This is a genomic window from Paramagnetospirillum magnetotacticum MS-1 (genome assembly GCF_000829825.1).
GTDB lineage: Bacteria > Pseudomonadota > Alphaproteobacteria > Rhodospirillales > Magnetospirillaceae > Phaeospirillum > Phaeospirillum magnetotacticum.
The window spans coordinates 162,702-185,805 of sequence record NZ_JXSL01000027.1 but is presented as its reverse complement, the minus strand read 5'-3'; the positions used below and the strand labels follow the sequence as shown (position 1 = coordinate 185,805).

The window sequence follows — 23,104 nt, the reverse complement described above, 5'->3', positions numbered from 1 at the left end:
AGCGCCAGGACGTCCCTCCTCACCCCTTGCCGTCCCGCTCCCGAATATAGTCCTCGGTGGTCTTGGTAACCGGCGGGGCGGCGCCCGCCAGGGGCCGCACGCCCTCCTCCAACTGGTACTGGGCGACCACGCGGCAATCCTCGCACATCTTGATGAGGTCCAGCCTGCCCGTGCCCTGGAACATGGAATGCCCGCTCATGCGCTCGGTCATGCGTTCGATCACCGATTTGGAGGCAAAGGGCTTGCCGCAGCGGATGCACTCATAGGGCTCTTCTTCCTTCAACACCTGCCGGACGCGGGCATTGGGGCCGAAGGCCAGACGCGGCACAAGAGTCACCGCCTTTTCCGGGCAGGTGACGCGGCATAATCCGCACTGGACGCAATTGGCCTCCAGGATGCCCAGGGACGGCTTGTCGGGATGACCCGACAACGCTTTGGCCGGACAGGCGGAGATGCAGGCCATGCACAAGGTGCACTTGGCCTGATCGACGAGAATGGTTCCGAACGGATCGCCCGCTTCCAGGGCCAGGACATCCACCGGGCTGGGGGCGTGGCGGTGCAGATGGGCAAGGGCCAGCCCTAAGGTCTGACGCTTGCCGCCCATCACCAGGAATTCGGCGGGCGGGTCCACGGGCTTGGGGGCCGAAGCGGCGATCAGCCGGGCGATAACGGATGGATCGCTTTCAGCTTCCAGCCGGGCGCGCGCCGTCCAGCCCAGCGCCTCGGCCACCCGGTTGGAAAGACCGACCGCGGCACGGGCTCCATCGAGATCTTTGCGCTTAGCAGGATCGGCCAAAGCCACCACCTCGCCGGCCCCCTTGGCCAGGGCGGCCAGCAGGAAATCCGGCCCCAGACCGGCGACGGCGGCCACCTGCACAGGAATCACATGGGCGGGCAGTCCTGCGCCGAACCGGGCCAAGGCCGCCAGGGCCTCGGCCCCCGCCTCCTCGTGAATCAAGAGAGCGGGGGAATTGCCGCCCGCCGCGCGATAGGTTTCCAGCAGCACGCCCAGCCGGGTGAAGAGGCCGTTGCCAGCGGGAACGTCGAAGCGGATGGCTCCCGTGGGACAGACTGAGGCGCAGGCCCCATGCCCACCGCAGACATGGGCATCCACCGACGCCGCATCGCCCAGGGGCGAAAGCGCACCCGAGGGGCAGGCGTCGAAGCAGCGGGTACAGGCCACCTGACCATTGCGGGAATGGGCGCACAGCGCCGCATCCACCTTGATCCAGCGGGGCTTTTCGAACTCGCCCACCAACGAGGCCATCTCGGACAGCGCCCGCGCCAAAGCCAGGGCATCGCGAGGATCGACCTTGAACCAGCCGTCGCGCGGCGCCAGCAAGGCGGGCTCGGACGTTAGGTCGAGGATGATATCGGCGCCAAGTTCACGTTCGCCAACCCCAGGCTCGAAGGCGAGCGCGCCGCGTGCCGACGGCGAAGCTCCGGCCAGATCGGCGACGCTGATCTTGAAGGCGCCCAGATGGCCCGAGGCGCGCAGCGGCCTGCCCCGGAACAGACCCAGGGCCCGCACCGCAGGCGGCACCAGATCGGCATCATGGCCGGGCAGCAGCAGGCAGGTCACCGCCCGCTCCGCCCCCAGCCTCCGCGCCACCTCCAACACCTCCTGCCCCCGTCCCATCACAAGGATGGAGCCTTCGCTGGCAAGGGTCACGCTGGGCGTCGGTTCGGGCTCAAGGACCGCCTCGGCAATCAGGGCGGCCATCTTGGGTGTGGCGCGCCCAGCCTCGGATGACCAGCCCGCCCGGTCGCGGATATCGACGAAGACCGGCCCGTCCACCTCTTGACCACGCGCCAGTTCGGCGAACAGCGGCGCTTCTTGGCCGCAACAGACCACAAGCTTTTCCCCCGAGGCCGCCGCCTGGCGGAAGGCATCCACCTGAGCGCGGCAGAGCTGGAAATAGACCTGTCCGGGCGGCTCGGTGCCCAAGGCCTTGGCCAGGGCATCAGGCTCGAGGGGGATGGTTCCCTCGCACGAACACATCATCACCCGCCTGCCGCCGACCTTCATTCCCGTCATTCCTTATTTCATTGCCGCCCCATTGTAGGTCGGGGCGGGGCCGCATACTGTAAAGAGCGGGAGGACGATAATGAAGACAGAAGACATGCTGGTGCGCCCCAACCCCGACGACACGCGGCTTTACCAGACCGTTTCGGGCATCGATCACACCGGTTCCGAGGTGCCCGCCGACATCATCAATGAGCGGCCGCTGACCATTTTCCTCAATGGCCGCGAGATCGTCACCGCCATGACCATCGGCGATTATCCGGATTATCTGGCGCTGGGCTATCTCTTGAACCAGAACATGCTGCGCGCCGATGACGAGATCAAAGCCGTCGATTACGACGAGGAGATCGAGACGGTGGTGGTGCGCACCACGCGCCAGACCGATTACGAGGAAAAGCTGAAGAAGAAGATCCAGACCTCGGGCTGCGCCATGGGCACGGTATTCGGCGACGTCATGGAAAAGTTCGAAACCGTCAGCCTGCCCACCGACGAGCGCTTTCGCACGTCCTGGCTTTACGGCCTGCAAAAGGCCATCAACACCATGCCGTCGCTTTATCTCAAGACCGGCGCCATTCATGGCTGCGTGCTGTGCGAGGAGGACCGGCCGCTGATCTATATGGAAGATGTCGGCCGCCACAACGCCATGGATAAGATCGCGGGCTATATGTTCCGCCACGGCCTGTCCACCAAAGGCAAAAGTCTCTACACCACTGGACGGCTGACCAGCGAGATGGTGATCAAGACGGTGCAGATGGGAATCCCTGTGCTGCTGTCGCGATCGGGCTTTACCGCCTGGGGGGTGGAACTGGCGCGCAAGGCTGGCCTGACCCTGATCGGCCGGGCCAAGGGCAAGCGCTTCATCGCCCTGGCTGGGACGGAACGTATCGTCTTCGACGCCGACCCCAGCCAGGCCGCCGACGAGCCGGGGCATCTGTCGCGCAAGGGGAGCCGCGATGATGAGTGAGATGGTGCCGCCGCCATCGTCCAATATCGCCGGAGTAATCCTGGCGGGTGGCCTGTCGCGCCGCATGGGCGGCGGCGACAAACCGCTGATCACCGTGGAAGGCCAAACCCTGCTGGAGCGGGTGATCGAGCGCCTGTCGCCCCAGGTGGGCCCTATAGTGCTCAACGCCAATGGCGACCCTGCCCGCTTCGCCGAGACCACGCTGCCCGTGGCGCCCGATGTGCTGGGTGGATTCGGCGGGCCGCTGGTGGGCGTACTCACCGGGCTGGAATGGTTCAGGGATCACACAATGGGGGTGGAATGGATGGTCAGCTGCGCCGCCGACACCCCGCTGTTCCCCGCCGATCTGGTGGAGCGCCTGCATAAAGCCGCCCTGGACCAAGGCGCCGATATCGTTGTGGCCCAGAGCGGCGATCAGGCCCATCCAGTCTTCGCCCTGTGGCCGCTTCGCCTCGCCGCCGATCTGCGCCGCGCCGTGGTCGAAGAAGACATGCGCAAGATCGATGCCTGGACCGCGCGTTACAAGGTCGCCCATGTGCCGTGGCCAACCACACCCCACGACCCATTCTTCAACGTCAACACGCCCGAAGACGTGATGCGGCTTTCCATGATCCTGAACGGCTCTCTGCCCGCCGAGCCGCCGATGACCGCCGAAGTATCTGTCGCCGTATTGATCGAGCGCCGCGATGGCGCCACCCAATGGGTCAAGGATTCGTGGCGACCGCTGGAAGCCCTGGCGCTAGCCCCGCAAGGTGCGCCCTGGACCATGCTTAACCGGGGCGATAGCTTCGAGCACTATCTTGCCACCGGGGTGACGGTGGTCCTGCACCGTTCGGACCTCGCCTCTTACCGTTACAATCTGGCGGGGCTGGAGCCGCGCCTCTATGTGGTTCTGCGCCAAACCGGTGAGGCCGACCAGCCGGTCAAGGTTGTGATGGCCACCCTGGCCCCCGATGAAGCCCAGGCCATGAGCGAGAGCGGTGAGGACATGGTGGACGGGGTCCACTTGCCGCGCGCCCTATTCGACTGGGCCATGAGTTTTTGCGCTTGCCACCCGCCCGACGAACCCATGCGTAAGCGCAAGCGCGACACGCTGGATTCCGGCAAGGTCTTCGGGGGCAAGGGGCGGTCATGAGCGACGAACCCTTCCTGTCGCGTTGGTCGCGGCGCAAACTGGACGCCAAGACCGAAGCTCCGCCGCCGGAGCCTGTGAAAAACGTTGCGCCAGAGCCCCCGCCCCCTGAATTGCCGCCAGTGGAATCCCTGAATAAGGATTCCGACTACACCGCCTTCCTCAAGGCTGGCGTGCCGCAGGAATTGAAGCAGGCCGCGTTGCAAAAACTCTGGGCCAGCGATCCCGCCTTGATGGCGCCGGAAATCATGGATCTTCACATGGGCGACTACACCTCGCCCGTTGCCGAGGTGGTGAAAACAGCTTGGCGAATCGGCAAAGGCGTTTTGGATGCCGCCGAACTGGCGGCCGAGGCTGAGGAGCAAGCCAAGACCGAGACGCCCTCACCGAGCCAGAAGCCCTAGCGATATGTGTTTTTTACGATGAGTCCGTAATTTTTGCATATATTAATACAGCAAACAAATACCACAATAAACAAGCCCGCTATATGCTGTATTGCAGCAATCAATTTTGCCCACTCCCCTATGGAATTACAGCTTTCTTCTCCCGATCTCCTTGACTGGTAGCACCAGTTTTCGGATGATCTACTGGCAGCCACGGGAGGTGGCTCAAGGTTTCGGCGCTAAGACCGAGACCACGGGAGGAAAGATGAGGGCAGTGACGGCACTCCAAGGCATTGCCGAGGACGATTTCCTACGCGCGCGATTTTATGGCTTGCTGGCGGTCTTGATGGTTGCCCCGCCGCCGGAGGATTTGTTGCGCCGTCTGGCCGCCATGGAAGGCGATTCCACGCCGCTCGGCACCGTGCTGGGCCATCTGTCCCAAGCCGCCGCCGCCGCTGATTCCGACACCATCGCCGATGAGTTCGCCACCTTGTTCGTAGGCGTGACCGGTGGTGAGATCATGCCCTACGGTTCGTGGTACCTGACCGGTTTCCTGCATGAAAAGCCCTTGGCCGATCTGCGCGACGACATGGCCCGCCTAGGGATCGAACCCTCGCCGGGCGTGTCCGAACCCGAGGATCATGCCGCATCCCTTTGCGAGATGATGCAGGGCCTTGTCACCGGCCTTTTCAACGAAAAGCTGGACCTGACCCAGCAGAAGATTTTCTTCCAGACCCATTTGGGAAGCTGGATGCCCCGTTTCCTGGCCGATCTGGAGAAGGCGCCCTCCGCCCGCTTCTACCGCAGCGTGGCGGAAATGGGCCGTGTGTTCCTGGAGATCGAAACCCAGGCTTTTGCCATGGTGGACTGATGGAGAGTGCGATGACCCAAAGCCCCGAATCCAAAACCGTCAGCCGGCGCGACCTGCTGCGCGGTGCCGCCCTGTCCGCCGGAGCCGCCGGGGCCGCGGCCGTGGGAGTTGCCGCCACCAAGGCCGATGCGGCCTCGAGCGAGCGCGCCAATACGGGTGCGGGCTACCAGGAAACCGACCATGTGCGGCGCGCCTACGAAGCGGCCGGGTTCTGAGATCGAGGGAGAGAATCATGCTGATCAAGAAGCGTGACGGCGAAGCCCGCAAATCCGCCCTGTCGCAAACCCTCGCCTCGGTGTCGGGTGGCTCCATGGACCGCCGCGCCTTTTTGCGCCGCTCGGGCCTCACCGCCGGTGGCGCCGCCCTGCTGGGCGGAATCGGGGCCGGGACGGTGCGCAAGGCCGAGGCGGTGCCCGCGGCTTCCGACCCCAAGGCCGAAGTCAAGAAGGCCATCTGTACCCACTGTTCCGTGGGCTGTACCGTCAATGCCGAGGTCTCCAACGGCGTCTGGATCGGCCAGGAGCCAGCCTTCGACAGCCCCATCAATTTGGGCAGCCATTGCGCCAAAGGCGCGGCCGTGCGCGAGCATGCCCATGGCGACCGCCGCCTGAAATATCCCATGAAGCTGGAAGGCGGAAAGTACAAGCGAATCAGCTGGGAACAGGCCATCACAGAGGTCGGCGACCGCCTGCTGAAGATCCGTGAGACGGCGGGCCCCGATTCGGTCTACTGGCTGGGCTCGGCCAAATTCTCCAACGAGCAGGCCTATCTCATGCGCAAATTCGCGGCGCTGTGGGGCACCAACAATATCGACCATCAGGCCCGTATCTGCCACTCCACCACCGTCGCCGGCGTCGCCCAGACCTGGGGCTACGGCGCCATGACCAATTCCTATAACGACATCCATAATTCCAAGGCGATGTTCTTCATCGGCTCCAACGCCGCCGAGGCCCATCCCGTCGCCATGCTCCACATCCTGAAAGCCAAGGAGCAGAACAAGGCGCCGCTGATCGTCTGCGATCCCCGCTTCACCCGTACCGCCGCCCATGCCGATGAATATGTGCGTCTGCGCCCCGGCACCGACGTGCCGCTGATCTGGGGCATCATGTGGCACATCTTCGAGAACGGCTGGGAAGACAAGGAATTCATCAGGAAGCGCGTCTGGGGCATGGATCAGGTGCGTGCCGAGGTCGCCAAATGGACTCCGGAAGAGACCGAGCGCGTCACCGGCGTGCCCGGTGCCCAGCTAAAGCGCGTCGCCCAGATTCTGGCCACCCACAAACCCGGCACCGTGGTGTGGTGCATGGGCGGCACCCAGCACACGGTGGGCAACGCCAATGTGCGGGCCTATTGCAACCTGCAACTGGCTCTCGGCAATGTGGGCGTGGCGGGCGGCGGCACCAACATCTTCCGTGGTCACGACAACGTCCAGGGCGCCACCGATATGGGGCTCGACGTCACCACGCTCCCCGCCTATTACGGCTTGGCGGCGCCTGCCTGGAAGCACTGGGCACGGGTCTGGGGCCTGGATTACGACTACATCAAGGGCCGGTTCAAGACCCCCGAATTGATGGAAGCGCCCGGCATTCCCGTCTCGCGTTGGTATGACGGCGTCAACGAGGCCAAGGAAAACATCGCCCAGCCCGAGCCCATCAAGGCCATGGTCTATTGGGGCCACGCCCCCAACTCCCAAACCCGCCAGCCCGAGCTGAAGAAGGCCATGGAGAAGCTGGACACCCTGGTGATCATCGATCCCTATCCCACGGTGTCCGCCGTCCTTCACGACCGCACCGACGGGGTCTATCTGCTGCCCGCCGCCACCCAGTTCGAGGTGGACGGCTCGCGCACCGCGTCCAACCGCTCGATCCAATGGTCCGAGCAGGTCATCAAGCCCATGTTCGAGTGCAAGGCCGACCAGGAGATCATGTACCTGTTCGCCAAGAAGTTCGGCTTTGCCGCCGAGCTTTGCAAAAACATCAAGGTCGAGGGCGATAAGCCCCAGGCCGAGGATATCCTGCGCGAGATCAACCGGGGCGCCTGGACCATCGCCTATACCGGCCAAAGCCCGGAACGGCTCAAGGCCCACATGGCCAACCAGCAGACCTTCGACAAGACCACCCTCAAGGCCGTGGGCGGGCCTTGCGACGGTGATTATTACGGCCTTCCCTGGCCGTGCTGGGGCAATGCCGAGATGAAGCATCCCGGCACCCCCAACCTCTATGATCCGTCCAAGCCGGTGAAGGACGGCGGGCTGAACTTCCGCGCCCTCTTCCCCGAATACAAGGGCGAGAGCCTGCTGGCCACCGATTCCTGGCCCGAGGGTTCGGAACTGCCTGCGGGCCATCCGGGCTTCACCTATGGCATGCTGAAGAAGCTGGGCTGGGATAAGGACCTGACCGCCGACGAACTGGCCGTCATCCAGAAGATCGGCGGCGAGAAGGCCGACGACGTGGCCTGGACCATCGATCTATCGGGCGGTATTCAGCGCGTCGCCGTCATGCACGGCGCGGCTCCCTTCGGCAACGGCAAGGCCCGCGCCGTGGTATGGAACTTCCCCGACCCGGTGCCCTTGCACCGCGAACCGCTCTACACGCCGCGCCGCGATCTGGTGGAGAAGTATCCCACTCACGCCGACAAGAAGATGATGCGCCTGCCCTTCTTGTACAAAACCATTCAGGACAAGGACGTGTCCAAGGAGTTCCCCATCATCCTCACCTCCGGCCGATTGGTGGAATACGAGGGCGGCGGCGACGAGACCCGTTCCAATCCCTGGCTGGCCGAGTTGCAGCCCGACATGTTCGTCGAGGTCAATCCCTTCGACGCCAATAACGCGGGCGTGCGCGCCGGTGATTATGTCTGGGTGTTCGGCCCCGAGGGCGGCAAGGTCAAGGTCAAGGCCCGTATCACCGAACGGGTGGGACGCGGCGTGGCCTTCATGCCCTTCCACTTCGGCGGCTGGTTCCAGGGCAAGGATCTTCGAAGCAAATATCCCGAAGGGGCATCACCCATCGTCTTGGGCGAAAGCACCAACACCGCGCAGACCTATGGCTATGACTCGGTGACAGGCATGCAGGAGACGAAAGTCACCCTGTGCCGCATCGAGAAGTTCCAGGCGTAAGGAGGAAACACCATGGCCCGCATGAAATTCCTCTGCGACGGCGAACGCTGCATCCACTGCAGCGGCTGCGTCACCGCCTGTAAGAACGAACACGAAGTCCCCTGGGGCATCAACCGCCGCCGCGTGGTGACGCTCAACGACGGCAAGCCAGGGCAGAAATCCCTCTCGGTCGCTTGCATGCACTGTTCGGACGCGCCCTGCATGGCGGTCTGCCCGGTGGATTGCTTCTATCAGACCAGTGACGGCATCGTGCTGCACAACAAGGATCTGTGCATCGGCTGCGGTTATTGCTTCTACGCCTGCCCCTTCGGCGCGCCGCAATACCCGTCCACCGGCAATTTCGGCGGTCGCGGCAAGATGGACAAGTGCACCTTCTGCGCCGGAGGCCCCGAGGCCGACAATTCCAAGGCGGAGCTGGAAAAGTACGGCCGCAACCGCATCGCCGAGGGCAAGCTGCCGCTCTGCGCCGAGATGTGCTCGACCAAGGCCCTGCTGGCCGGTGACGGCGACATGGTGTCGACCATCTACCGCGAACGCGTCATGGCGCGTGGATTCGGCTCGGGTGCGTCGGGCTGGGGCCAGGCCTACGGCAAGAAAGGCTAAGGCCATGAAGCCGCTCGCAGCGCTACTCGTCATCCTCGCCCTGGCAGGCTGCAAGGGCGAGGAAATGGGGCGGCAGGTCAAGCTGGACAAGGGAACCTATGCGGGACCCAAGGACACCGAGATATCGCCCATGACCCGCGAGGCCCTGCGGCAGCGTATCGCCAGTCAGAACGACGGCATCGCCCGGCTGGCCACCGACGGCCCCATTCCCTCCGGAGAGGCGGCGCCTGCGGGCCGCATCGCCGGACAACGGTTTTAAGGGGAGGCAGAGCATGAGCCGAACCATCCTCGCCATCCTGGCTATCGTCCTGGGGCTCGGCGTGACCGAACCGGCATGGGCCGCCAGTTCTGACGGCGACATCCCCACCGCCGCCCAGTCGGACCGCGTCACCAGCCCCGATTCCTGGCGCGCCATCCGCCAGGGCGAGGCTGGCTATATCGGAGGACAGCCCGCCACGCGCGGCGTGCTGATCCAGTCCGAGGGCGAAACCTGGCGCAATGTGCGCAACGGCAAGCTGGCGGTCTATGCGGGCTGGCTGCTGATCGGCGTCACGCTCGCCATCACCGCCTTCTACTTCATTCGCGGCAAGATCATGATGGAGGGAGGCCCCTCGGGGCAGACCATCCTGCGCTTCACCAAGATCGAACGCATCGGACATTGGCTGACCGCCGGGTCCTTCCTGGTGCTGGGCGCCACGGGCCTGAACCTGCTGTTCGGCCGCTGGATCATCGAACCCATCATCGGCAAGACCCTGTTCTCCTGGTTAAGCTGGGCGGGTAAATGGCTGCACAACATTTCCGGCTTCGTCTTCATGGCCGGGCTGGTGGTGATCTTCTATCTCTGGGCCAGGGACAATCTGTGGGATCGCTATGACTGGGGCTGGATCAAGGGTGGCGGCGGCCTCTTGAAGAAAGGCGTCCATCCCCCCGCCGCCAAGTTCAATTTCGGCCAGAAGACCCAGTTCTGGATGGTCATCGTGGTGGGCGCCCTGGTGTCGTCCACGGGGCTGAACCTGCTGTTCCCCTTCACCCTGGCCGACCTGCACGCCATGCAGGTCATGCATCTGATCCACGCTGCCCTGGCTGTGGTGATGATCCTGTTCATCCTGGGCCATATCTATATCGGCACCATCGGCATGGAGGGCGCCTCCACCGCCGTCACCACCGGCTATGTGGACCGGGAATGGGCGCGCGAGCACCATGCCGTCTGGGTCGAGGAAGTGGAAAAGGGCGAACCGAAAGCGGCGGAGTAGCCTGATCGCTTCGGCAATTGGGCTGCCGCCCAAACCCGCCTGGAGGCACAGCCTCCAGACCACCAGCTTGTTAAAAAAACCAAAGAGAGGGTCCGGGAGGCATGCCTCCCGGTCGGGGTGCGGGGCAGAAGGCCCCGGAATTTCTACCCCTTGGGCTTATGCCGCGTCAGATCGTCGGGCCACAGCGCACTGGGGTTCAACTGGGCGCGGCCCGGCTCGGGCGCACTCAACGGCTCGCACGGCACCATGGACTTCAGCGCCCGTTGGGCCAGTTGCTGATAGGCCTCGGTACCGCGGGTCTTGCGCGCCACTTCTTCGTCGGACAACTCGCGCAGCACCTTGGCGGGCAGACCGGCCACCAGGGTACGGGGCGGAATCTTGAACCCGGCGGGCACGAAGGCCATGGCGGCGATGATGGCTTCCTCGCCCACCTCAGCCCCGTCATAGATGGACGACGCCATGCCCACCAGGGCGTTGCGGCGGATGCGGCAGCCATGCACCACGGCGGCATGGCCGATATGGCCGTAATCCTCGACCACGGTGTGGAAGCCGGGCGTGCCGTGCAAAATGCAGTTGTCCTGGATATTGACGCCCGCGCCGATGATCACGCTGGAAAAATCGGCGCGAAGCGATGCGCCCGGCCCGATGAAGCAGCCGGGGCCGATGCGCACGTCACCGATCAGAACGGCGGTGGGATGGACATAAGAGGTGGGATCGACCACCGGCACCATTCCCTCGAACGCATAGCAAAGGCCGGTCATGATATCCTCCGATGGGCTTCGAGCACGGCACGCACCGCGTCGGGAATGGGAACCGGGCGCTGGCTGGCCCGATCGACGAAGACGTGAATCCAATGCCCCTCGGCGGCGGCCTCGTCGCATCCCGCCTCGAACAGGGCCAGACCGTAGCGGGCGCTGGTGCGGCCCAGATGATCGATGCAGATGCCCGCGACCACCGGAGTGGGATAGGACAAGGGCTTGAGAAAGCGGCACGACGATTCGGCGGCAAAGGTGATGACCGGCGCGCTCATCAAATCCAGATCGCAGGGACCGGTCAGGAACTTGACCACGATGTGTTCAAAAAAGCGCTGATAGACCACGTTATTGAGGTGGCCGAACATGTCGTTGTCCGACCATCGGGTCTGGATCTCCAGCCGGAAGGGATAATGGGCCTGGCGCGACGGCTCCTTCTTATGGCTCATTGCGCCGTCCAGCCTCCATCCATGGTCAGGCTGGTGCCGGTCATGTTGGCGGCGGCGCCAGAGCACAAGAACACCGCCAGATCGCCCAACTGCTCCGGGGTGGTGAATTTCTTGGAGGGCTGCTTTTCCGACAACAGGTCGCGGCCGGCCTGCTCCACCGAAACGCCCTGGGCGGCGGCGCGGGCATCGATCTGCTTTTGCACCAGGGGCGTCAGAACCCAACCAGGGCAGATGGCGTTGCAGGTGATGTCCAATTCAGCGGTTTCCAGGCCGACCACCTTGGTCAGGCCCAGCACGCCATGCTTGGAGGCCACATAGGCCGATTTATCCACCGAGGCCACCAAACCATGGGCCGAGGCCACATTGATGATCCGGCCCCAACCGCGCGCCTTCATGCCGGGCATGGCGGCCCGGATGGCCTGGAACACTGAGGTCAGGTTGATGGCGATCACCGCATCCCAGCGCTCCAGCGGAAAATCCTCCACCTTCGAGACATGCTGGATCCCGGCATTGTTGACCAGAATGTCCACGCCGCCCAAGCGAGCCTCGGCGTCACGGACCAGATCGCCTGCCCCATCGGATTTGGAAAGATCGGCACCGTTGTAAAGCACGGTGACGCCGAATTCCTTGGCGAGACCGGCGCGCAGAGCCTCGATCTCGGCCGCGTCGCCGAACCCGTTGAGCATCACCGAAGCCCCTTTAGCCGCCAGGGCGCGGGCGATGCCGAGGCCGATACCGCTGGTGGACCCGGTGACCAGGGCCCGCTTTCCGTTCAACATGCCGCTTCCTCCCGTCTTATTTGTCTTATCAAGCCGCAAAGCGGTAAACAAGTACCGATTTACCGTTTGAAAAACGCCTCCGCCCCCGCCTTGACCGCCTGTTTACGGGTGATGGCCTCCCGGGCGCGGAGGATTTCGCCTTCCAGATCGGCGATATAGTCCTTCAGTTCCTCGATGGACATGGGGTCCAGGTTCTTCAAAGCCTGAGGTTTCTTGCGCGGTTCCAGATCATCGGCATCCATGGGGCGATCCTCTCTTGCCACGGTTGAGAGAACGTACCAGATTGGGCGCCACACCCACAATGCGAGGCCCGACGGATGCTGCCCGAGACCATGACCTGCGTCGAAATTTCCACCCCCGGCGGTCCTGAGGTACTGGTCCCCATCACCCGGCCATTGCCCCAGCCCAAACCGGGCGAGGTGCTGATCAAGGTGGCCGCGGCGGGCATCAACCGTCCCGACGTGCTGCAGCGCGCCGGGGCCTATCCAGCCCCGCCCGGAGCCTCAGACCTGCCCGGCCTGGAAGTGGCAGGCACCATCGTCGCCCTGGGCGAAGGCGTCACCTCCCCCGCTCTGGGGGCCGAGGTCTGCGCCCTGGCCCCCGGCGGCGGCTATGCCCAGTACTGCACCGTCGATGCGCGTCACTGCCTGCCCATTCCTAAGGGCTATGACATGATCCGTGCCGCCGCCCTGCCCGAGACCTTCTTCACCGTCTGGCACAATGTGGTCGAGCGCGGTCAGTTGAAGTCAGGCGATCGCTTTTTGGTCCATGGCGGCGCGGGCGGTATCGGCACCACCGCCATTCAACTGGCCAAAGCCTTGGGCGCCACCGTCTTCGCCACCGCCAATGGCGAAGCGAAATGCACGGCCTGCCGCGAACTCGGCGCCGATATGGCCATCGATTATTCCACTGCCGACTTCGTCGAGGTGATCCGGGCCGAGACCAAGGGCAAGGGGATCGACGTCATCCTCGACATGGTGGGCGGCGACTATATGGCCCGCAATATCAAGAGCCTGGCCGCCGATGGCCGTCTGGTCTCCATCGCTTTCTTAAGGGGCAGCAGCGCCGAGCTGAACATGATGCCCGTGATGCTCAAACGCCTGACCCTGACCGGATCGACGCTGCGTCCCCAATCCAACGACGCCAAGGCCCGCATGGCCCGGGGTCTGGCCGAGACCATCTGGCCGCTTTTGGATAAGGGGGCCATTGCGCCTTTGATCCACGCCGTTTTCCCTCTGGCCGAGGCCGCCAAGGCCCATGCCCTGATGGAAAGCAACGCCCATATGGGCAAGATCGTGCTGCAGGTTTGACCAATGCCGCATTCGCACCTATAACTACCCTCGCACTCGCCGGAGTGTTGCCATCCGCGATCTGACCCCATGCGGTCTCGCGGGTATTTCGGAAAAAGCGTTGCGGGGGATCGTTCCCGCCCCGTCCAGGGCGGACGGAGGGGAACGACACCGCGTCAGGAGGTTTCATGGCTCTGCCGCTCATGCCCAAGGCGACCGCCGTTTGGCTGGTCGAGAACACCGCTCTCTCCTTCGAGCAGATTGCAGATTTCTGCGGCCTGCATCCGCTCGAGGTCCAGGCCATCGCCGACGGCGAAGTGGCCGCTGGCATCGTCGGTCTGGACCCCATGGCCAACGGACAGGTAACCCGTGCCGAGATCGAGCGCTGCGAGGCCAATCCCGACGGCCGCCTGAAGCTGACCATCACCGATATTCCCCAGCCGCGCGCCAAGCCCAAGGGCGCGCGCTACACGCCCGTGTCCAAGCGTCAGGACCGTCCCGACGCCATCGCCTGGATCATCAAGCATCATCCGGAGCTTTCGGACGCCGCCATCTCTAAGCTGGTCGGCACCACCAAGCCGACCATCCAGTCGGTGCGCGACAAGACCCATTGGAACGCCACCAACATCAAGCCGCGCAATCCGGTGACGCTTGGCATGTGCACCGAGGCTGAACTGGAAAAGGTCGTGGCTTTGTCGGGCCGTTCGCGCTCGGTGATCCTCGATGATGCCGAGCCTGCCACTCACGAGGATGCCGCCGCCGAGGAGTGAGCCCTCCCACCGCGTGGCACGTGATGAAACGCCCGCCGGTCACCGGCGGGCGTTTTGCTATTTGGGATCCTTGGCGGCGGGCTTCCTGGCGTTGGTCTCGCTGCCGTCGTCGAAGATGTTGAACAGATTGCGCAGGAAGCCGGGGGTCAGAGCCGAAAGCGGGTTGACGGTCACCGAGGGGTCGTCGGTCGGACCTTTCATGGAGTAGTTGAAGGCGATGATACCGCCCCCCTTCTGGCCGCCGGTGATCAGCCAACCCAGCAGGGGAATGTTGCCCAGAACCGAATTCAGGGCATAGGCGGGCACCACCGTGCCTTCCATGGCCATGCGCGACTTGTCGAGATCGATCTGGCCCTTGGCGGTGATGCCTAGCGCCGGGCCCCAGGCGCGCACGTCGCGCACCTCCACCAGTCCCTCGGTCATGGTGAAAGGAGCCTCAAGCGAGGAGAAGCTGACGCCTTCGCCCTGCAGCACGTCGAGAATTCCGGCCAGGGCCGCCACGGTCAGCAGGCGGGCCAGCACGGGCGCATTGCGCACATGATAATCGCTGACCTTGATGGTGCCGTTATAGGGCTGCTCCTTGCGCGAATCGTCGATGAAGCCCTCGACCGACAATTCGCCGCCCATCAGGTCGCCATAGATGTCGAAGACCCGCATCACCGCCCCGGCATCGTCGGAGGTGACCGAGAAGTTGCGGCGCTTGGACCCGCCCGGCTGGACCATTGCGGCAAAGCTCTTGCCGCCGCCCAGGCCGCCCTTGATTTGGACGTTCTGCCAATCATGGGTATCCCGGATCAGGTTGGCGGTCGCATTGGCCAGAGACCCTTTCTCCGACATCCACATGGACTTGGCGGTGGCGTTGACCGTCATGGGCGGCGGCTTGTCGGCATCGTCCTTTTTCTTGCCCGCCTTGGCGTCCTCGTCACGGACAAGGACCGGCTCGGCGTCGAAGCTGGCTCCCTTGAAGACGATATCCAGGCCCGCATTGTCGGGGCGGATGGTGATGGAGCCTTCGCCATCGGTGCGAAGATAGCGGGCTCGGGAAAATTCCACCTTGCGCGCTTTGCCCTCGGGGCTGAAGGCCACGGAACCGGACACGTCCAGGTCCCCCGCCTTGACCGCGAAGCGCGGCACCGAGGAGACGAGCTCGCGGTCAAGCTTCACCAGCACTTCGGCCGTGCCGGGCTTGCCCGCGGGCTTGGTCCATCCCAGGCCAGGCAAAGCCATGGCGGCGGGCCCCAAATCGACCTTGGAATCGATCTCGGCCTTGCCGCCGTCGGAGAAGGTGGCGGTCACCTCGGCGCCCACGGGTCCGGAGGTAAAGGGCGCCACGAAGGGCACGCCGTCCAGGCCCAGCAGCTTGCGCTGATCCTCCCCGACCTCGGGGGCTTTGAGGAAATAGCGTGAGCGGAAGGGCTGTCCCTTGGAAAAATTCTCGCGCCAAGCAAGATGACCGGGGATGCCTGCCAGAACCACCGGACCGGTGGCGTCCAGCCCCTTGGCGTCCACGTCCAGTTCCAAGGTGCCGTCCGACAGGTCCAGACCCATCATCACCTTGGGAATAACCACCTTCTTGACGGTGGCATTGGCCTTGATGCCCACATCGTCCAGCCGCAGGGATTTCAGCAGCGGGAATTTGAGGCGCAGCTTGGCCAGGGCATCGCCGCTGACCTTGGCGGGCTCGATCCCCAGGGCCTGGGCATAGCGCAATGGCGGATTGTCGATGAGCTTCAAGGCATCGGTGGCGGGACCGGCGATGACCAGTTCGATATCGGCGAACTGGTCATCCTTGTCCAGTCCGGTGAAGATGATGGTGCCTTCCTTCAGGCGCAGCCCATAGACCTCGCCCCCGGTCAGGGCAATACGGAACGACGTGGCATCGAAAGTACAGACTCCGACCGTATTGCGCGCCACGGGCATGGGATGGAGATAATCCACCGTGACGCCTTCGGGGCGGACCTCGCCGCCCAAATGATCGATCACCACATCGTCGAAACGGCCCGAAAGCGAATGGGCGGAAAGCTGGATGGAAGCCTCGCGCACCATGCCCTTGGACATGTTGGGAACCACCCAGTCGCGGGCATTCTGGGCAAGGCCGTTGGGCCAAAGCTCGCCAACCTGATCCACGGGCACATCACGGAGCGAGCCCTCGGCCTTGACGCTGGTCTCGCCGCCCAGCCCATCCACCACCGCAGCCAGGGCGAAGGTGGGACCGTTCAGATCCAGCCTGACCTCGGTCAGATCCAGCCGGGTCATGGCCTTGCTCAGCTCGCCGCGCAACGAGGCTCCGGCCACCTGATGGACGGTATTGAACGGCGCGGGCAGGTCGAGTCGCCCATTGCCTCCCGAAAGATCGAAGGCCAGGCTTTCGAGTAGTCCGGCGCCATTCAGCCGTGCCCGCACACTACCCGCCAGGGGCATGTCGACCACGCCCAGATGCACCGCCGGACCGCCAAAGCGGGCCAGAACCGCCGGTCGGATGCCACGCAAGCGAAGTTCCGCTTCGGCAGAGCCATCGGCCTTGGCATATGCCGCCTCCAGCACGACCTCGCCCACCTCGCCCGCCAGATCCAGGGGTATTTTACCCCTGGCCTGAATACCTGATGGAACGCGGCGCACCGCCAGATCGGCACCCGGCGCATGCCAGTTGGTGCCCAGAGCCCGATCCTCGATCTTCAGATCGGCGCCCCGGATACTGAAGGATTGCAGCACCCGCCCCGGCTTGGACGGATCGGGTTCGCCCAGTAGGGCGTCTTTGACCTGGGCGATCACCACCCCGGCATCGTCGCCGCCGCCCTCGGGCAGGCCGAACTGGAAATGACCCGACACATCGCGGACCAGGGACAGGCTAGGCCGGTTGAGGCGGATGGAATTGGGCGCGATAACACCCCGGAGCAACGCCCGCCCGCTCAAGGACAGAGCCATATCGGGCACGGAAACCACCGGGATGTCGTTACCGGCCATATAGGCCCGCACATTACTGACATGGATTTCCAGCATGCGCTCGTCGTCACCGCGCTGCAGCACGGTGGTGTCAAGACGGACCATCAGCGATCCGTCCCGCGCGGTCAGCGCTTCCTCGATATAGGGGGTCAGAAATTCGAGCGAAATAGGGCCGTGGGACAATCTCCACGCCGCCAGGGGGATTGCAATCAACAACCCCACCAGGATGGCCCCGAGAAGCTGAAACAGACTCCTAACGGTGCCGTGAACCACTCGCCACCATCTCCATGCCTGCTTGACCCCTGATCCCGTATTCCGCAGTGTGAAGCAACCACAACATTTGGGGCCGCACAAGGTGAGTTTCACTCTCGATCCACGTTTCTTCCCCGGTGTTGCCGATCCATCCCGCGTCCAGGTCGGACTGGCGCGCTGGGCCGAGGCCGCCGATGCCCTGGATGATTCCGATCTGGCGGCCTTCATGCGCAGCCTGCCGGAGCGCGACGGCCTGGGCGATCTGCTGCGCGGAATCTTCGCCAATTCGCCCTTTCTCACCCTTTGCCTGGAAAAGGAACCCGCCTTCCTGCGCCAAATGCTGGAGGTCGGCCCCGATGCCGCCTTCCAGAAGCTGATGGATGACCTCAAGGCGGATCTTGACGGCGAGACCGATTTCAACCGCCTGATGCTGGAACTGCGCAATGCCAAGCGCCGATGCTCCCTGCTGGCCGCCCTGGCCGATCTGGGGGGAGCCTGGCCGCTGGAAAAGGTTACCGGCGCCCTGGCCACCATGGCGGAGGTCGCCTGCCATCTGGGCCTTTCCTTCCTGCTGCGGCGCGAGGCGGAACGCGGCAACCTTAGCCTGGCCCATCCCGAGGCCCCGGAAAAAGGCTCCGGCATCATCGTGCTGGGCATGGGCAAGCTGGGCGCGCGCGAACTGAACTATTCCAGCGATATCGACCTGATCGTCTTCTACGACCACGAAAAGCTGGTCTATACCGGCAAGCGCTCGGTCCAGGAATGCGTCATCGCGCTGACCAAGGATCTGGTCCGCATCCTCGATGAGCGCGGTGCCGACGGCTATGTCTTCCGCACCGATCTTAGGCTGCGCCCCGATCCCGGCTCGACGCCGCCCGCCGTGGCCCTGGTGGCGGCGGAGGCCTATTACGAGGGCTTCGGCCAGAACTGGGAACGCGCGGCCATGATCAAGGCCCGGCTGGTGGCGGGCGACGAGGAGACGGGGGCGGCCTTCATCCGCTTCCTGCGCCCCTTCATCTGGCGAAAATCCCTGGATTTCGCCGCCATTCAAGATATCCATTCCATCAAGCGCCAGATCAACGCCCATAAGGGCGGGCGCTCCATCGCCGTGGCCGGACACAATGTCAAGCTGGGCCGGGGCGGCATCCGCGAGATCGAGTTCTTCGTCCAGACCCAGCAGCTGATCTGGGGCGGCCGCCAGCCGGAGATGAGGGTCTCTGGCACCCTGGCGGCACTCGGCGCCCTAGCCGCCGCGGGTCACATCACTCAGGCGGTTGTGCACGACCTGGAGGCCGCATACCGCTATCTCCGTACGCTGGAACACCGGCTTCAGATGGTGGACGACAAGCAGACCCAGACCCTGCCCACCAATCCGGTCCTTCTGGCCGAAATCGCCGCCTTCATGGGAGCGGCGGATCTGGACAGCTTTTCCGCCGAACTGACCGCCCATCTGCAAAAGGTCGAGCACCACTATGCCGGTTTGTTCGAGGACGCGCCGCCGCTGGGAGCAGGCGGCAATCTGGTCTTCACCGGCGGAGAGAACGACCCCGAGACGGTCCACACCATCACCGAAATGGGCTTTGCCAATGCCGAGGCGGTGTGCTCCACCATTCGCGGTTGGCACCATGGGCGGGTAAGGGCCACCCGCTCGACTCGGGCGCGCGAACTGCTGACCGAGTTGACCCCCGCCCTGCTCACGGCCCTGGGCACCACCACGTCCCCCGACGACGCCTTCATGCGCTTCGACGAGTTCCTCACCCGCCTGCCCGCCGGGGTGCCGTTGTTCTCGCTGTTCTACGCCAATCCCTCCCTGCTGGAACTGGTAGCCGAGATCATGGGCGACGCGCCTTTGCTGGCCGAGCATCTGGCGCGTCACACCACCAGCCTGGATTCAGTGCTTCAGGCCAATTTCTTCGAACCCCTGCCGCCCCAGGACGTGCTGGAAGCGGAACTGGCCAAGGTCTTGTCCGAGGCCGACGACTTCCAACTGGTCCTCGACATGACGAGGCGCTGGGCCAATGACCGCAAGTTCCAGGTGGGCGTGCTGACGCTCAGGAATGTCGTCGAGGCGGGCGAGGCCGCGGCCGCGTTGTCCGACGTGGCAGGAGCCATCCTCCGTCAGCTTGGACCCAGGGTCGAAGAAGAATTCGCCCGCGCCCACGGCCATGTGCCAGGCGGCACCTGGGTGATCCTGGCCATGGGCAAGGCGGGGGGGCGCGAGATGTCGGCCACCTCGGATCTGGATCTCATCTTGGTCTATGACTGTCCCGCCGATGTCGAGGAGTCCGACGGCCCCCGCCCCTTGGCCCCGCCCGTCTGGTTCTCGCGCCTGACCCAGCGCATGGTCAACGCCCTGACCGCCAAGACCGGCGAGGGCACGCTGTATGAAGTGGATATGCGCCTGCGGCCTTCTGGCAATTCCGGCCCCATCGCGTCCAGCCTGGAGGCCTTTCGCCGCTATCAGGAAGAGGCCGCCTGGACCTGGGAGCATATGGCGCTGACCCGCGCCCGCGTGGTGGCCGGGGACCCGGATCTGGCGACCAAGGTCAATGCCGTCATCAGGCAGACTCTGACCAGGCCCCGCGATCTGCCTAAGCTGCTGCTCGACGTGGCCGAGATGCGCGAACGCATGGCCAAGGAACACAAGGCCGCCAGCATCTGGGAGGTCAAGCATCTGCGGGGCGGATTGGTGGATATCGAGTTCACCGCCCAATATCTGCAACTGGCCCATGGCTCTGCTCATCCCGAGATGCTCGACACCAACACGGCCAGCGCGCTGGAACGCGCGGCAATCGCCGGAGTGCTTGACCACTCCGACTGCGCCACATTGACCGAGGCCCTGCGGCTGTGGTCGGCGGTGCAGACCGTGCTGCGCCAGACCATCGCCGGGGCCTTCGACGAGGCCAGCGCGCCCAAGGGCCTAAAGGATGTCCTGGTCCGCGCCGCCGGTTTGACCGATTTCAAGAGTCTGGTCGACCGCATGGAAGATTGCGCCTCGGGCGCTCATCAGGTCTTCTCGCGCCTCGTCGATCAACCCGCCGCCGCCCTCAAGGAACAGGAGACCGCATAATGACCACCGCCCTCGGCACATCCGCCCCCGACTTCATCATGGAATGCGACGACGGCAAGGCCGCCCTGGCCGATTACAAGGGCAAGGTCCTGGTGCTGTATTTTTATCCCAAGGACGACACGTCGGGCTGTACCTCCGAGGCCAAGGCCTTCCGCGACGCTATGCCCGAATATCAGGCGGCGGGCGTGGAGATCCTGGGCGTATCCAAGGATAGCGTCGCCAGCCACGCCAAATTCCGCACCAAGCATTCCTTGCCCTTCCGCCTGGGCTCCGACCCCGAGGGCACGGTGTGCGAGGCCTATGGCGTGTGGAAGAAGAAAAGCATGTATGGCCGTGAATATATGGGCATCGAACGCTCCACCTTCCTCATCGACCAGAATGGCGTGCTGCGCGCCGAATGGCGCAAGGTCAAGGTCACCGGCCATGTGGACGCGGTCCTGAAGGCAGCCAAGGAACTGTGATCACCCTGTCCCAAGCCGCCTGCGCCGTCCTGAACGCCGCAGACCCGGCCGAGAAATGCCGCCTGACCCGCGACTATGCCGCCGACTGGCGGGAAGGCCGGATTGCCGAGGTGGGCGATACCTTACCCCCCGACCGCCCGGCCCGGCCGGAGCGGCCGCTTCTCCTGCCGCCCAAGGAGATGCCGCGCCGGTCCTATGGCGGCGACAGAGGGCGCATCGGCCTGATCCATGCGCTGGCCCATATCGAACTCAACGCCATCGATCTGGGCTGGGACATCGTGGCGCGTTTCGCCCATGAGACCCTTCCCCGCGACTTCGCGTCCGACTGGGTGCAGGTGGCGCTGGACGAGGTGGAGCATTTCGAGATGCTGGAACGCCTGCTTGCCAGCCTGGGAGCCGGTTACGGCGATCTTCCCGCCCATGACGGGCTGTGGCAGGCGGCGGAAAAGACCGCCGACGACATCCTGGCCCGGCTGGTGGTGGTGCCCATGACCCTGGAGGCGCGCGGCTGCGACACAACGCCCGCCACCATGGAAAAGCTGGCCCGCAACGGCGACAACCTGACACCGCCCGCGCTCGACATCATCTACCACGACGAAATCCGCCATGTGGCGGCGGGGGTGCGCTGGTTCACCCATGTGGCGAAGAAGCGCGGCCTCGACCCCAAGACCGCCTATCAAGAGCGGATGCGGGAACGCTACCCCGCCGGACTGAAGCCCCCCTTCAACCACCAGGCCCGCGCCGAAGCGGCTTTCCCCCGCGACTGGTACGAGGAGATGGCCAGGGCATAGACAAAAAGGGCCTCCCGGGGAGTCTCGGGAGGCCCTTCTTTGTAGAGTTCAGGCGGTAGCGCTACGGCTTGACCGCCCCGCCCAGGCTCTCATTGAGCTCGCGCTCGGCCCTGAAGGCACCGGCGGGAAGCTGGTGGGCGATGCCCTTATGGCAGTCGATGCAGGTCTTGCCCTGCTGTTCGGCCTCAGAGTGACGATTGCGCGCGCGGGCCTGCTGCCGGGTCAGGTCGAAAGCCCCGAAATTGTGGCAGTTACGGCACTCGCGGGAATCGGTGGACTTCATGCGCTCCCATTCGTGCTTGGCCAGTTCGATGCGCTTGGCCTCGAACTTCTCGCGCGTGTCGATGGAGCCCAGAAGCTTGTGCCACACCTCGTTGGACGCCTGGATCTTGCGCTGGATCTTGTAGATCCACGGACGCGGAACGTGGCAATCCGGGCAGGTGGCCCGCACGCCGGAACGGTTGGAATCGTGAATGCTGCCGCGATATTCGCGATATACGTTCTGCTCCATCTCATGACAGCTAAGGCAGAAAGCTTCGGTATTGGTCAGTTCCAGGACGGTGTTGAAACCACCCCAGAAAATGACGCCGCCGACAAAGCCCACCACCAGCAGCAGGCCCAGGGACCAGCGTCCGCTGGGACGGCGCAGGGTCGCCCACCACTCACGCAACACGCCTTGCTTGGCCGGATTCTCAGTGCTCATGGCCCGATCCTTCCCCATGCCTAGCGGATGTTCGTATTGGTCGTGGCGGCCTGGAACTTGTTGGTGACCAGCGGCTTGGCGTCATTCTGCGGCACATGGCACTGCTTGCAGAAATAGCGGTTTCCGTTGACCACGTCCTGGCGAACGCCATTCCGGTCGATATAGTGAAGGTCCGAAATCTTCGGGGCCTTTTCCTGGTCGCTGTACGGCCATTCGTGGCAGCGCAGGCACTGATTGACCTTGAGGTCGATCTCGTATTTGTCGGTGGTGTGGGGCACCAACGGCGGCTGCTGGCGGTAGGCGCGTTCGTGCTTGGCGCCTTCCATCACCTTGTAGATGGCGGGCGGCGCGTCGGGCTCGGTGGCGGCGGTGGGACGAAGGGACTTCACCTCCTCGGCCACCACGCCAAGAGCGGTCACTCCCATGCCCAGCGCCAGGGCCAGCGCGAGGGCGATTGCCTTGATCTTGGTCTTCACTGCGGTCACTCCCCTTTCC

22 protein-coding genes are annotated in these 23,104 nt (G+C 64.3%); 14 read left to right on the top strand and 8 right to left on the bottom strand.

Annotated features, from left to right (window positions below; translation table 11 throughout):
* Positions 1 to 19: 19 nt before the first annotated feature.
* Positions 20 to 2,038 carry a 4Fe-4S binding protein gene (locus CCC_RS09550; RefSeq protein WP_236686350.1) on the bottom strand — a complete coding sequence of 673 codons (2,019 nt, stop codon included), beginning with the start codon at positions 2,036 to 2,038 and terminating at the stop codon, positions 20 to 22.
* A 70-nt stretch (positions 2,039 to 2,108) separates the two neighbouring features.
* Here CCC_RS09550 and fdhD point away from each other — a divergent pair, with 70 nt between their 5' ends.
* From fdhD to CCC_RS09505, 9 genes are all read left to right on the top strand, one after another.
* Positions 2,109 to 2,990 carry a formate dehydrogenase accessory sulfurtransferase FdhD gene (gene fdhD, locus CCC_RS09545; RefSeq protein WP_041041030.1) on the top strand — a complete coding sequence of 294 codons (882 nt, stop codon included), beginning with the start codon at positions 2,109 to 2,111 and terminating at the stop codon, positions 2,988 to 2,990.
* Positions 2,980 to 4,125 carry a molybdenum cofactor guanylyltransferase MobA gene (gene mobA, locus CCC_RS09540; protein WP_236686349.1) on the top strand — a complete coding sequence of 382 codons (1,146 nt, stop codon included), beginning with the start codon at positions 2,980 to 2,982 and terminating at the stop codon, positions 4,123 to 4,125. The genes fdhD and mobA overlap by 11 nt, the downstream gene beginning before the upstream one ends.
* Entirely contained in the window at positions 4,122 to 4,526 is a 405-nt protein-coding gene (locus CCC_RS09535; RefSeq protein ID WP_041041028.1) for a DUF3306 domain-containing protein, read from the top strand. The genes mobA and CCC_RS09535 overlap by 4 nt, the downstream gene beginning before the upstream one ends.
* Before the next feature lie 244 nt (positions 4,527 to 4,770).
* Complete coding sequence (locus CCC_RS09530) at positions 4,771 to 5,376, top strand: TorD/DmsD family molecular chaperone (RefSeq protein ID WP_041041026.1); 606 nt, start codon at positions 4,771 to 4,773, stop codon at positions 5,374 to 5,376.
* Positions 5,377 to 5,387: 11 nt separating this feature from the next.
* A complete protein-coding gene (locus CCC_RS09525) occupies positions 5,388 to 5,591 on the top strand; it encodes a hypothetical protein (protein ID WP_236686348.1) in 204 nt (67 codons plus the stop codon).
* 17 nt (positions 5,592 to 5,608) lie between these two features.
* The gene (locus CCC_RS09520) at positions 5,609 to 8,494 is read left to right on the top strand and encodes a formate dehydrogenase subunit alpha (protein ID WP_009868765.1); all 2,886 of its coding nucleotides are present in this window, start codon (positions 5,609 to 5,611) and stop codon (positions 8,492 to 8,494) included.
* A gap of 12 nt (positions 8,495 to 8,506) precedes the next feature.
* On the top strand, positions 8,507 to 9,097 hold the full coding sequence (fdh3B, locus tag CCC_RS09515; protein ID WP_009868764.1) for a formate dehydrogenase FDH3 subunit beta: 591 nt from the start codon (positions 8,507 to 8,509) through the stop codon (positions 9,095 to 9,097).
* A 4-nt stretch (positions 9,098 to 9,101) separates the two neighbouring features.
* A complete protein-coding gene (locus CCC_RS09510; RefSeq protein ID WP_009868763.1) occupies positions 9,102 to 9,356 on the top strand; it encodes a hypothetical protein in 255 nt (84 codons plus the stop codon).
* A gap of 13 nt (positions 9,357 to 9,369) precedes the next feature.
* A complete protein-coding gene (locus tag CCC_RS09505) occupies positions 9,370 to 10,350 on the top strand; it encodes a formate dehydrogenase subunit gamma (protein WP_009868762.1) in 981 nt (326 codons plus the stop codon).
* Between the two features lie 143 nt (positions 10,351 to 10,493).
* Here the strand turns inward: CCC_RS09505 and CCC_RS09500 are convergent, their stop codons facing one another.
* The 4 genes from CCC_RS09500 to CCC_RS09485 are packed head-to-tail and all read right to left on the bottom strand — an operon-like array spanning position 10,494 to position 12,572.
* The gene (locus tag CCC_RS09500) at positions 10,494 to 11,111 is read right to left on the bottom strand and encodes an acyltransferase (RefSeq protein WP_009868761.1); all 618 of its coding nucleotides are present in this window, start codon (positions 11,109 to 11,111) and stop codon (positions 10,494 to 10,496) included.
* Positions 11,108 to 11,551: an acyl-CoA thioesterase gene (locus CCC_RS09495; protein WP_009868760.1), complete on the bottom strand. Its 444-nt coding sequence runs from the start codon at positions 11,549 to 11,551 to the stop codon at positions 11,108 to 11,110. Before CCC_RS09495 ends, CCC_RS09500 begins: the two co-directional genes overlap by 4 nt.
* Positions 11,548 to 12,330, bottom strand: a complete 783-nt coding sequence (locus CCC_RS09490) for a 3-hydroxybutyrate dehydrogenase (RefSeq protein ID WP_009868759.1) — start codon at positions 12,328 to 12,330, stop codon at positions 11,548 to 11,550. Before CCC_RS09490 ends, CCC_RS09495 begins: the two co-directional genes overlap by 4 nt.
* Positions 12,331 to 12,389: 59 nt before the next feature.
* Entirely contained in the window at positions 12,390 to 12,572 is a 183-nt protein-coding gene (locus CCC_RS09485; RefSeq protein ID WP_009868758.1) for a DUF1192 domain-containing protein, read from the bottom strand.
* Between the two features lie 75 nt (positions 12,573 to 12,647).
* Here CCC_RS09485 and CCC_RS09480 point away from each other — a divergent pair, with 75 nt between their 5' ends.
* Positions 12,648 to 13,640, top strand: a complete 993-nt coding sequence (locus CCC_RS09480) for an NAD(P)H-quinone oxidoreductase (RefSeq protein WP_009868757.1) — start codon at positions 12,648 to 12,650, stop codon at positions 13,638 to 13,640.
* Positions 13,641 to 13,807: 167 nt separating this feature from the next.
* Entirely contained in the window at positions 13,808 to 14,389 is a 582-nt protein-coding gene (locus CCC_RS09475; protein WP_041041021.1) for a DUF1013 domain-containing protein, read from the top strand.
* A gap of 57 nt (positions 14,390 to 14,446) precedes the next feature.
* Here the strand turns inward: CCC_RS09475 and CCC_RS09470 are convergent, their stop codons facing one another.
* Positions 14,447 to 17,554, bottom strand: coding sequence for a DUF3971 domain-containing protein (locus CCC_RS09470; protein WP_236686364.1), 3,108 nt, complete (start codon positions 17,552 to 17,554; stop codon positions 14,447 to 14,449).
* 133 nt (positions 17,555 to 17,687) lie between these two features.
* On the opposite strand from CCC_RS09470, the gene CCC_RS09465 reads away from it, so the two are divergent.
* The 3 genes from CCC_RS09465 to CCC_RS09455 are packed head-to-tail and all read left to right on the top strand — an operon-like array spanning position 17,688 to position 21,906.
* The gene (locus CCC_RS09465; RefSeq protein ID WP_041041405.1) at positions 17,688 to 20,654 is read left to right on the top strand and encodes a bifunctional [glutamine synthetase] adenylyltransferase/[glutamine synthetase]-adenylyl-L-tyrosine phosphorylase; all 2,967 of its coding nucleotides are present in this window, start codon (positions 17,688 to 17,690) and stop codon (positions 20,652 to 20,654) included.
* Positions 20,654 to 21,115: a peroxiredoxin gene (locus CCC_RS09460; RefSeq protein WP_009868256.1), complete on the top strand. Its 462-nt coding sequence runs from the start codon at positions 20,654 to 20,656 to the stop codon at positions 21,113 to 21,115. Before CCC_RS09465 ends, CCC_RS09460 begins: the two co-directional genes overlap by 1 nt.
* Complete coding sequence (locus CCC_RS09455) at positions 21,052 to 21,906, top strand: ferritin-like domain-containing protein (RefSeq protein WP_052473068.1); 855 nt, start codon at positions 21,052 to 21,054, stop codon at positions 21,904 to 21,906. The genes CCC_RS09460 and CCC_RS09455 overlap by 64 nt, the downstream gene beginning before the upstream one ends.
* A 61-nt stretch (positions 21,907 to 21,967) precedes the next feature.
* On the opposite strand, the gene CCC_RS09450 is transcribed toward CCC_RS09455, so the two are convergent.
* Together CCC_RS09450 and CCC_RS09445 are read right to left on the bottom strand one after the other, a co-directional pair.
* Entirely contained in the window at positions 21,968 to 22,609 is a 642-nt protein-coding gene (locus CCC_RS09450) for a cytochrome c3 family protein (RefSeq protein ID WP_009868254.1), read from the bottom strand.
* Between the two features lie 20 nt (positions 22,610 to 22,629).
* Positions 22,630 to 23,094: a nitrate reductase cytochrome c-type subunit gene (locus CCC_RS09445; protein WP_236686347.1), complete on the bottom strand. Its 465-nt coding sequence runs from the start codon at positions 23,092 to 23,094 to the stop codon at positions 22,630 to 22,632.
* Positions 23,095 to 23,104 lie beyond the last annotated feature (10 nt).

Coding starts and splice junctions, on each gene's coding strand:
- CCC_RS09550 (WP_236686350.1), bottom strand. CDS start 2,038: ATGACGGGAATGAAGGTCGGCGGCAGGCGGGTGATGATGTGTTCGTGC.
- fdhD (WP_041041030.1), top strand. CDS start 2,109: ATGAAGACAGAAGACATGCTGGTGCGCCCCAACCCCGACGACACGCGG.
- mobA (WP_236686349.1), top strand. CDS start 2,980: ATGATGAGTGAGATGGTGCCGCCGCCATCGTCCAATATCGCCGGAGTA.
- CCC_RS09535 (WP_041041028.1), top strand. CDS start 4,122: ATGAGCGACGAACCCTTCCTGTCGCGTTGGTCGCGGCGCAAACTGGAC.
- CCC_RS09530 (WP_041041026.1), top strand. CDS start 4,771: ATGAGGGCAGTGACGGCACTCCAAGGCATTGCCGAGGACGATTTCCTA.
- CCC_RS09525 (WP_236686348.1), top strand. CDS start 5,388: ATGACCCAAAGCCCCGAATCCAAAACCGTCAGCCGGCGCGACCTGCTG.
- CCC_RS09520 (WP_009868765.1), top strand. CDS start 5,609: ATGCTGATCAAGAAGCGTGACGGCGAAGCCCGCAAATCCGCCCTGTCG.
- fdh3B (WP_009868764.1), top strand. CDS start 8,507: ATGGCCCGCATGAAATTCCTCTGCGACGGCGAACGCTGCATCCACTGC.
- CCC_RS09510 (WP_009868763.1), top strand. CDS start 9,102: ATGAAGCCGCTCGCAGCGCTACTCGTCATCCTCGCCCTGGCAGGCTGC.
- CCC_RS09505 (WP_009868762.1), top strand. CDS start 9,370: ATGAGCCGAACCATCCTCGCCATCCTGGCTATCGTCCTGGGGCTCGGC.
- CCC_RS09500 (WP_009868761.1), bottom strand. CDS start 11,111: ATGACCGGCCTTTGCTATGCGTTCGAGGGAATGGTGCCGGTGGTCGAT.
- CCC_RS09495 (WP_009868760.1), bottom strand. CDS start 11,551: ATGAGCCATAAGAAGGAGCCGTCGCGCCAGGCCCATTATCCCTTCCGG.
- CCC_RS09490 (WP_009868759.1), bottom strand. CDS start 12,330: ATGTTGAACGGAAAGCGGGCCCTGGTCACCGGGTCCACCAGCGGTATC.
- CCC_RS09485 (WP_009868758.1), bottom strand. CDS start 12,572: ATGGATGCCGATGATCTGGAACCGCGCAAGAAACCTCAGGCTTTGAAG.
- CCC_RS09480 (WP_009868757.1), top strand. CDS start 12,648: ATGCTGCCCGAGACCATGACCTGCGTCGAAATTTCCACCCCCGGCGGT.
- CCC_RS09475 (WP_041041021.1), top strand. CDS start 13,808: ATGGCTCTGCCGCTCATGCCCAAGGCGACCGCCGTTTGGCTGGTCGAG.
- CCC_RS09460 (WP_009868256.1), top strand. CDS start 20,654: ATGACCACCGCCCTCGGCACATCCGCCCCCGACTTCATCATGGAATGC.
- CCC_RS09455 (WP_052473068.1), top strand. CDS start 21,052: ATGGCGCAAGGTCAAGGTCACCGGCCATGTGGACGCGGTCCTGAAGGC.
- CCC_RS09450 (WP_009868254.1), bottom strand. CDS start 22,609: ATGAGCACTGAGAATCCGGCCAAGCAAGGCGTGTTGCGTGAGTGGTGG.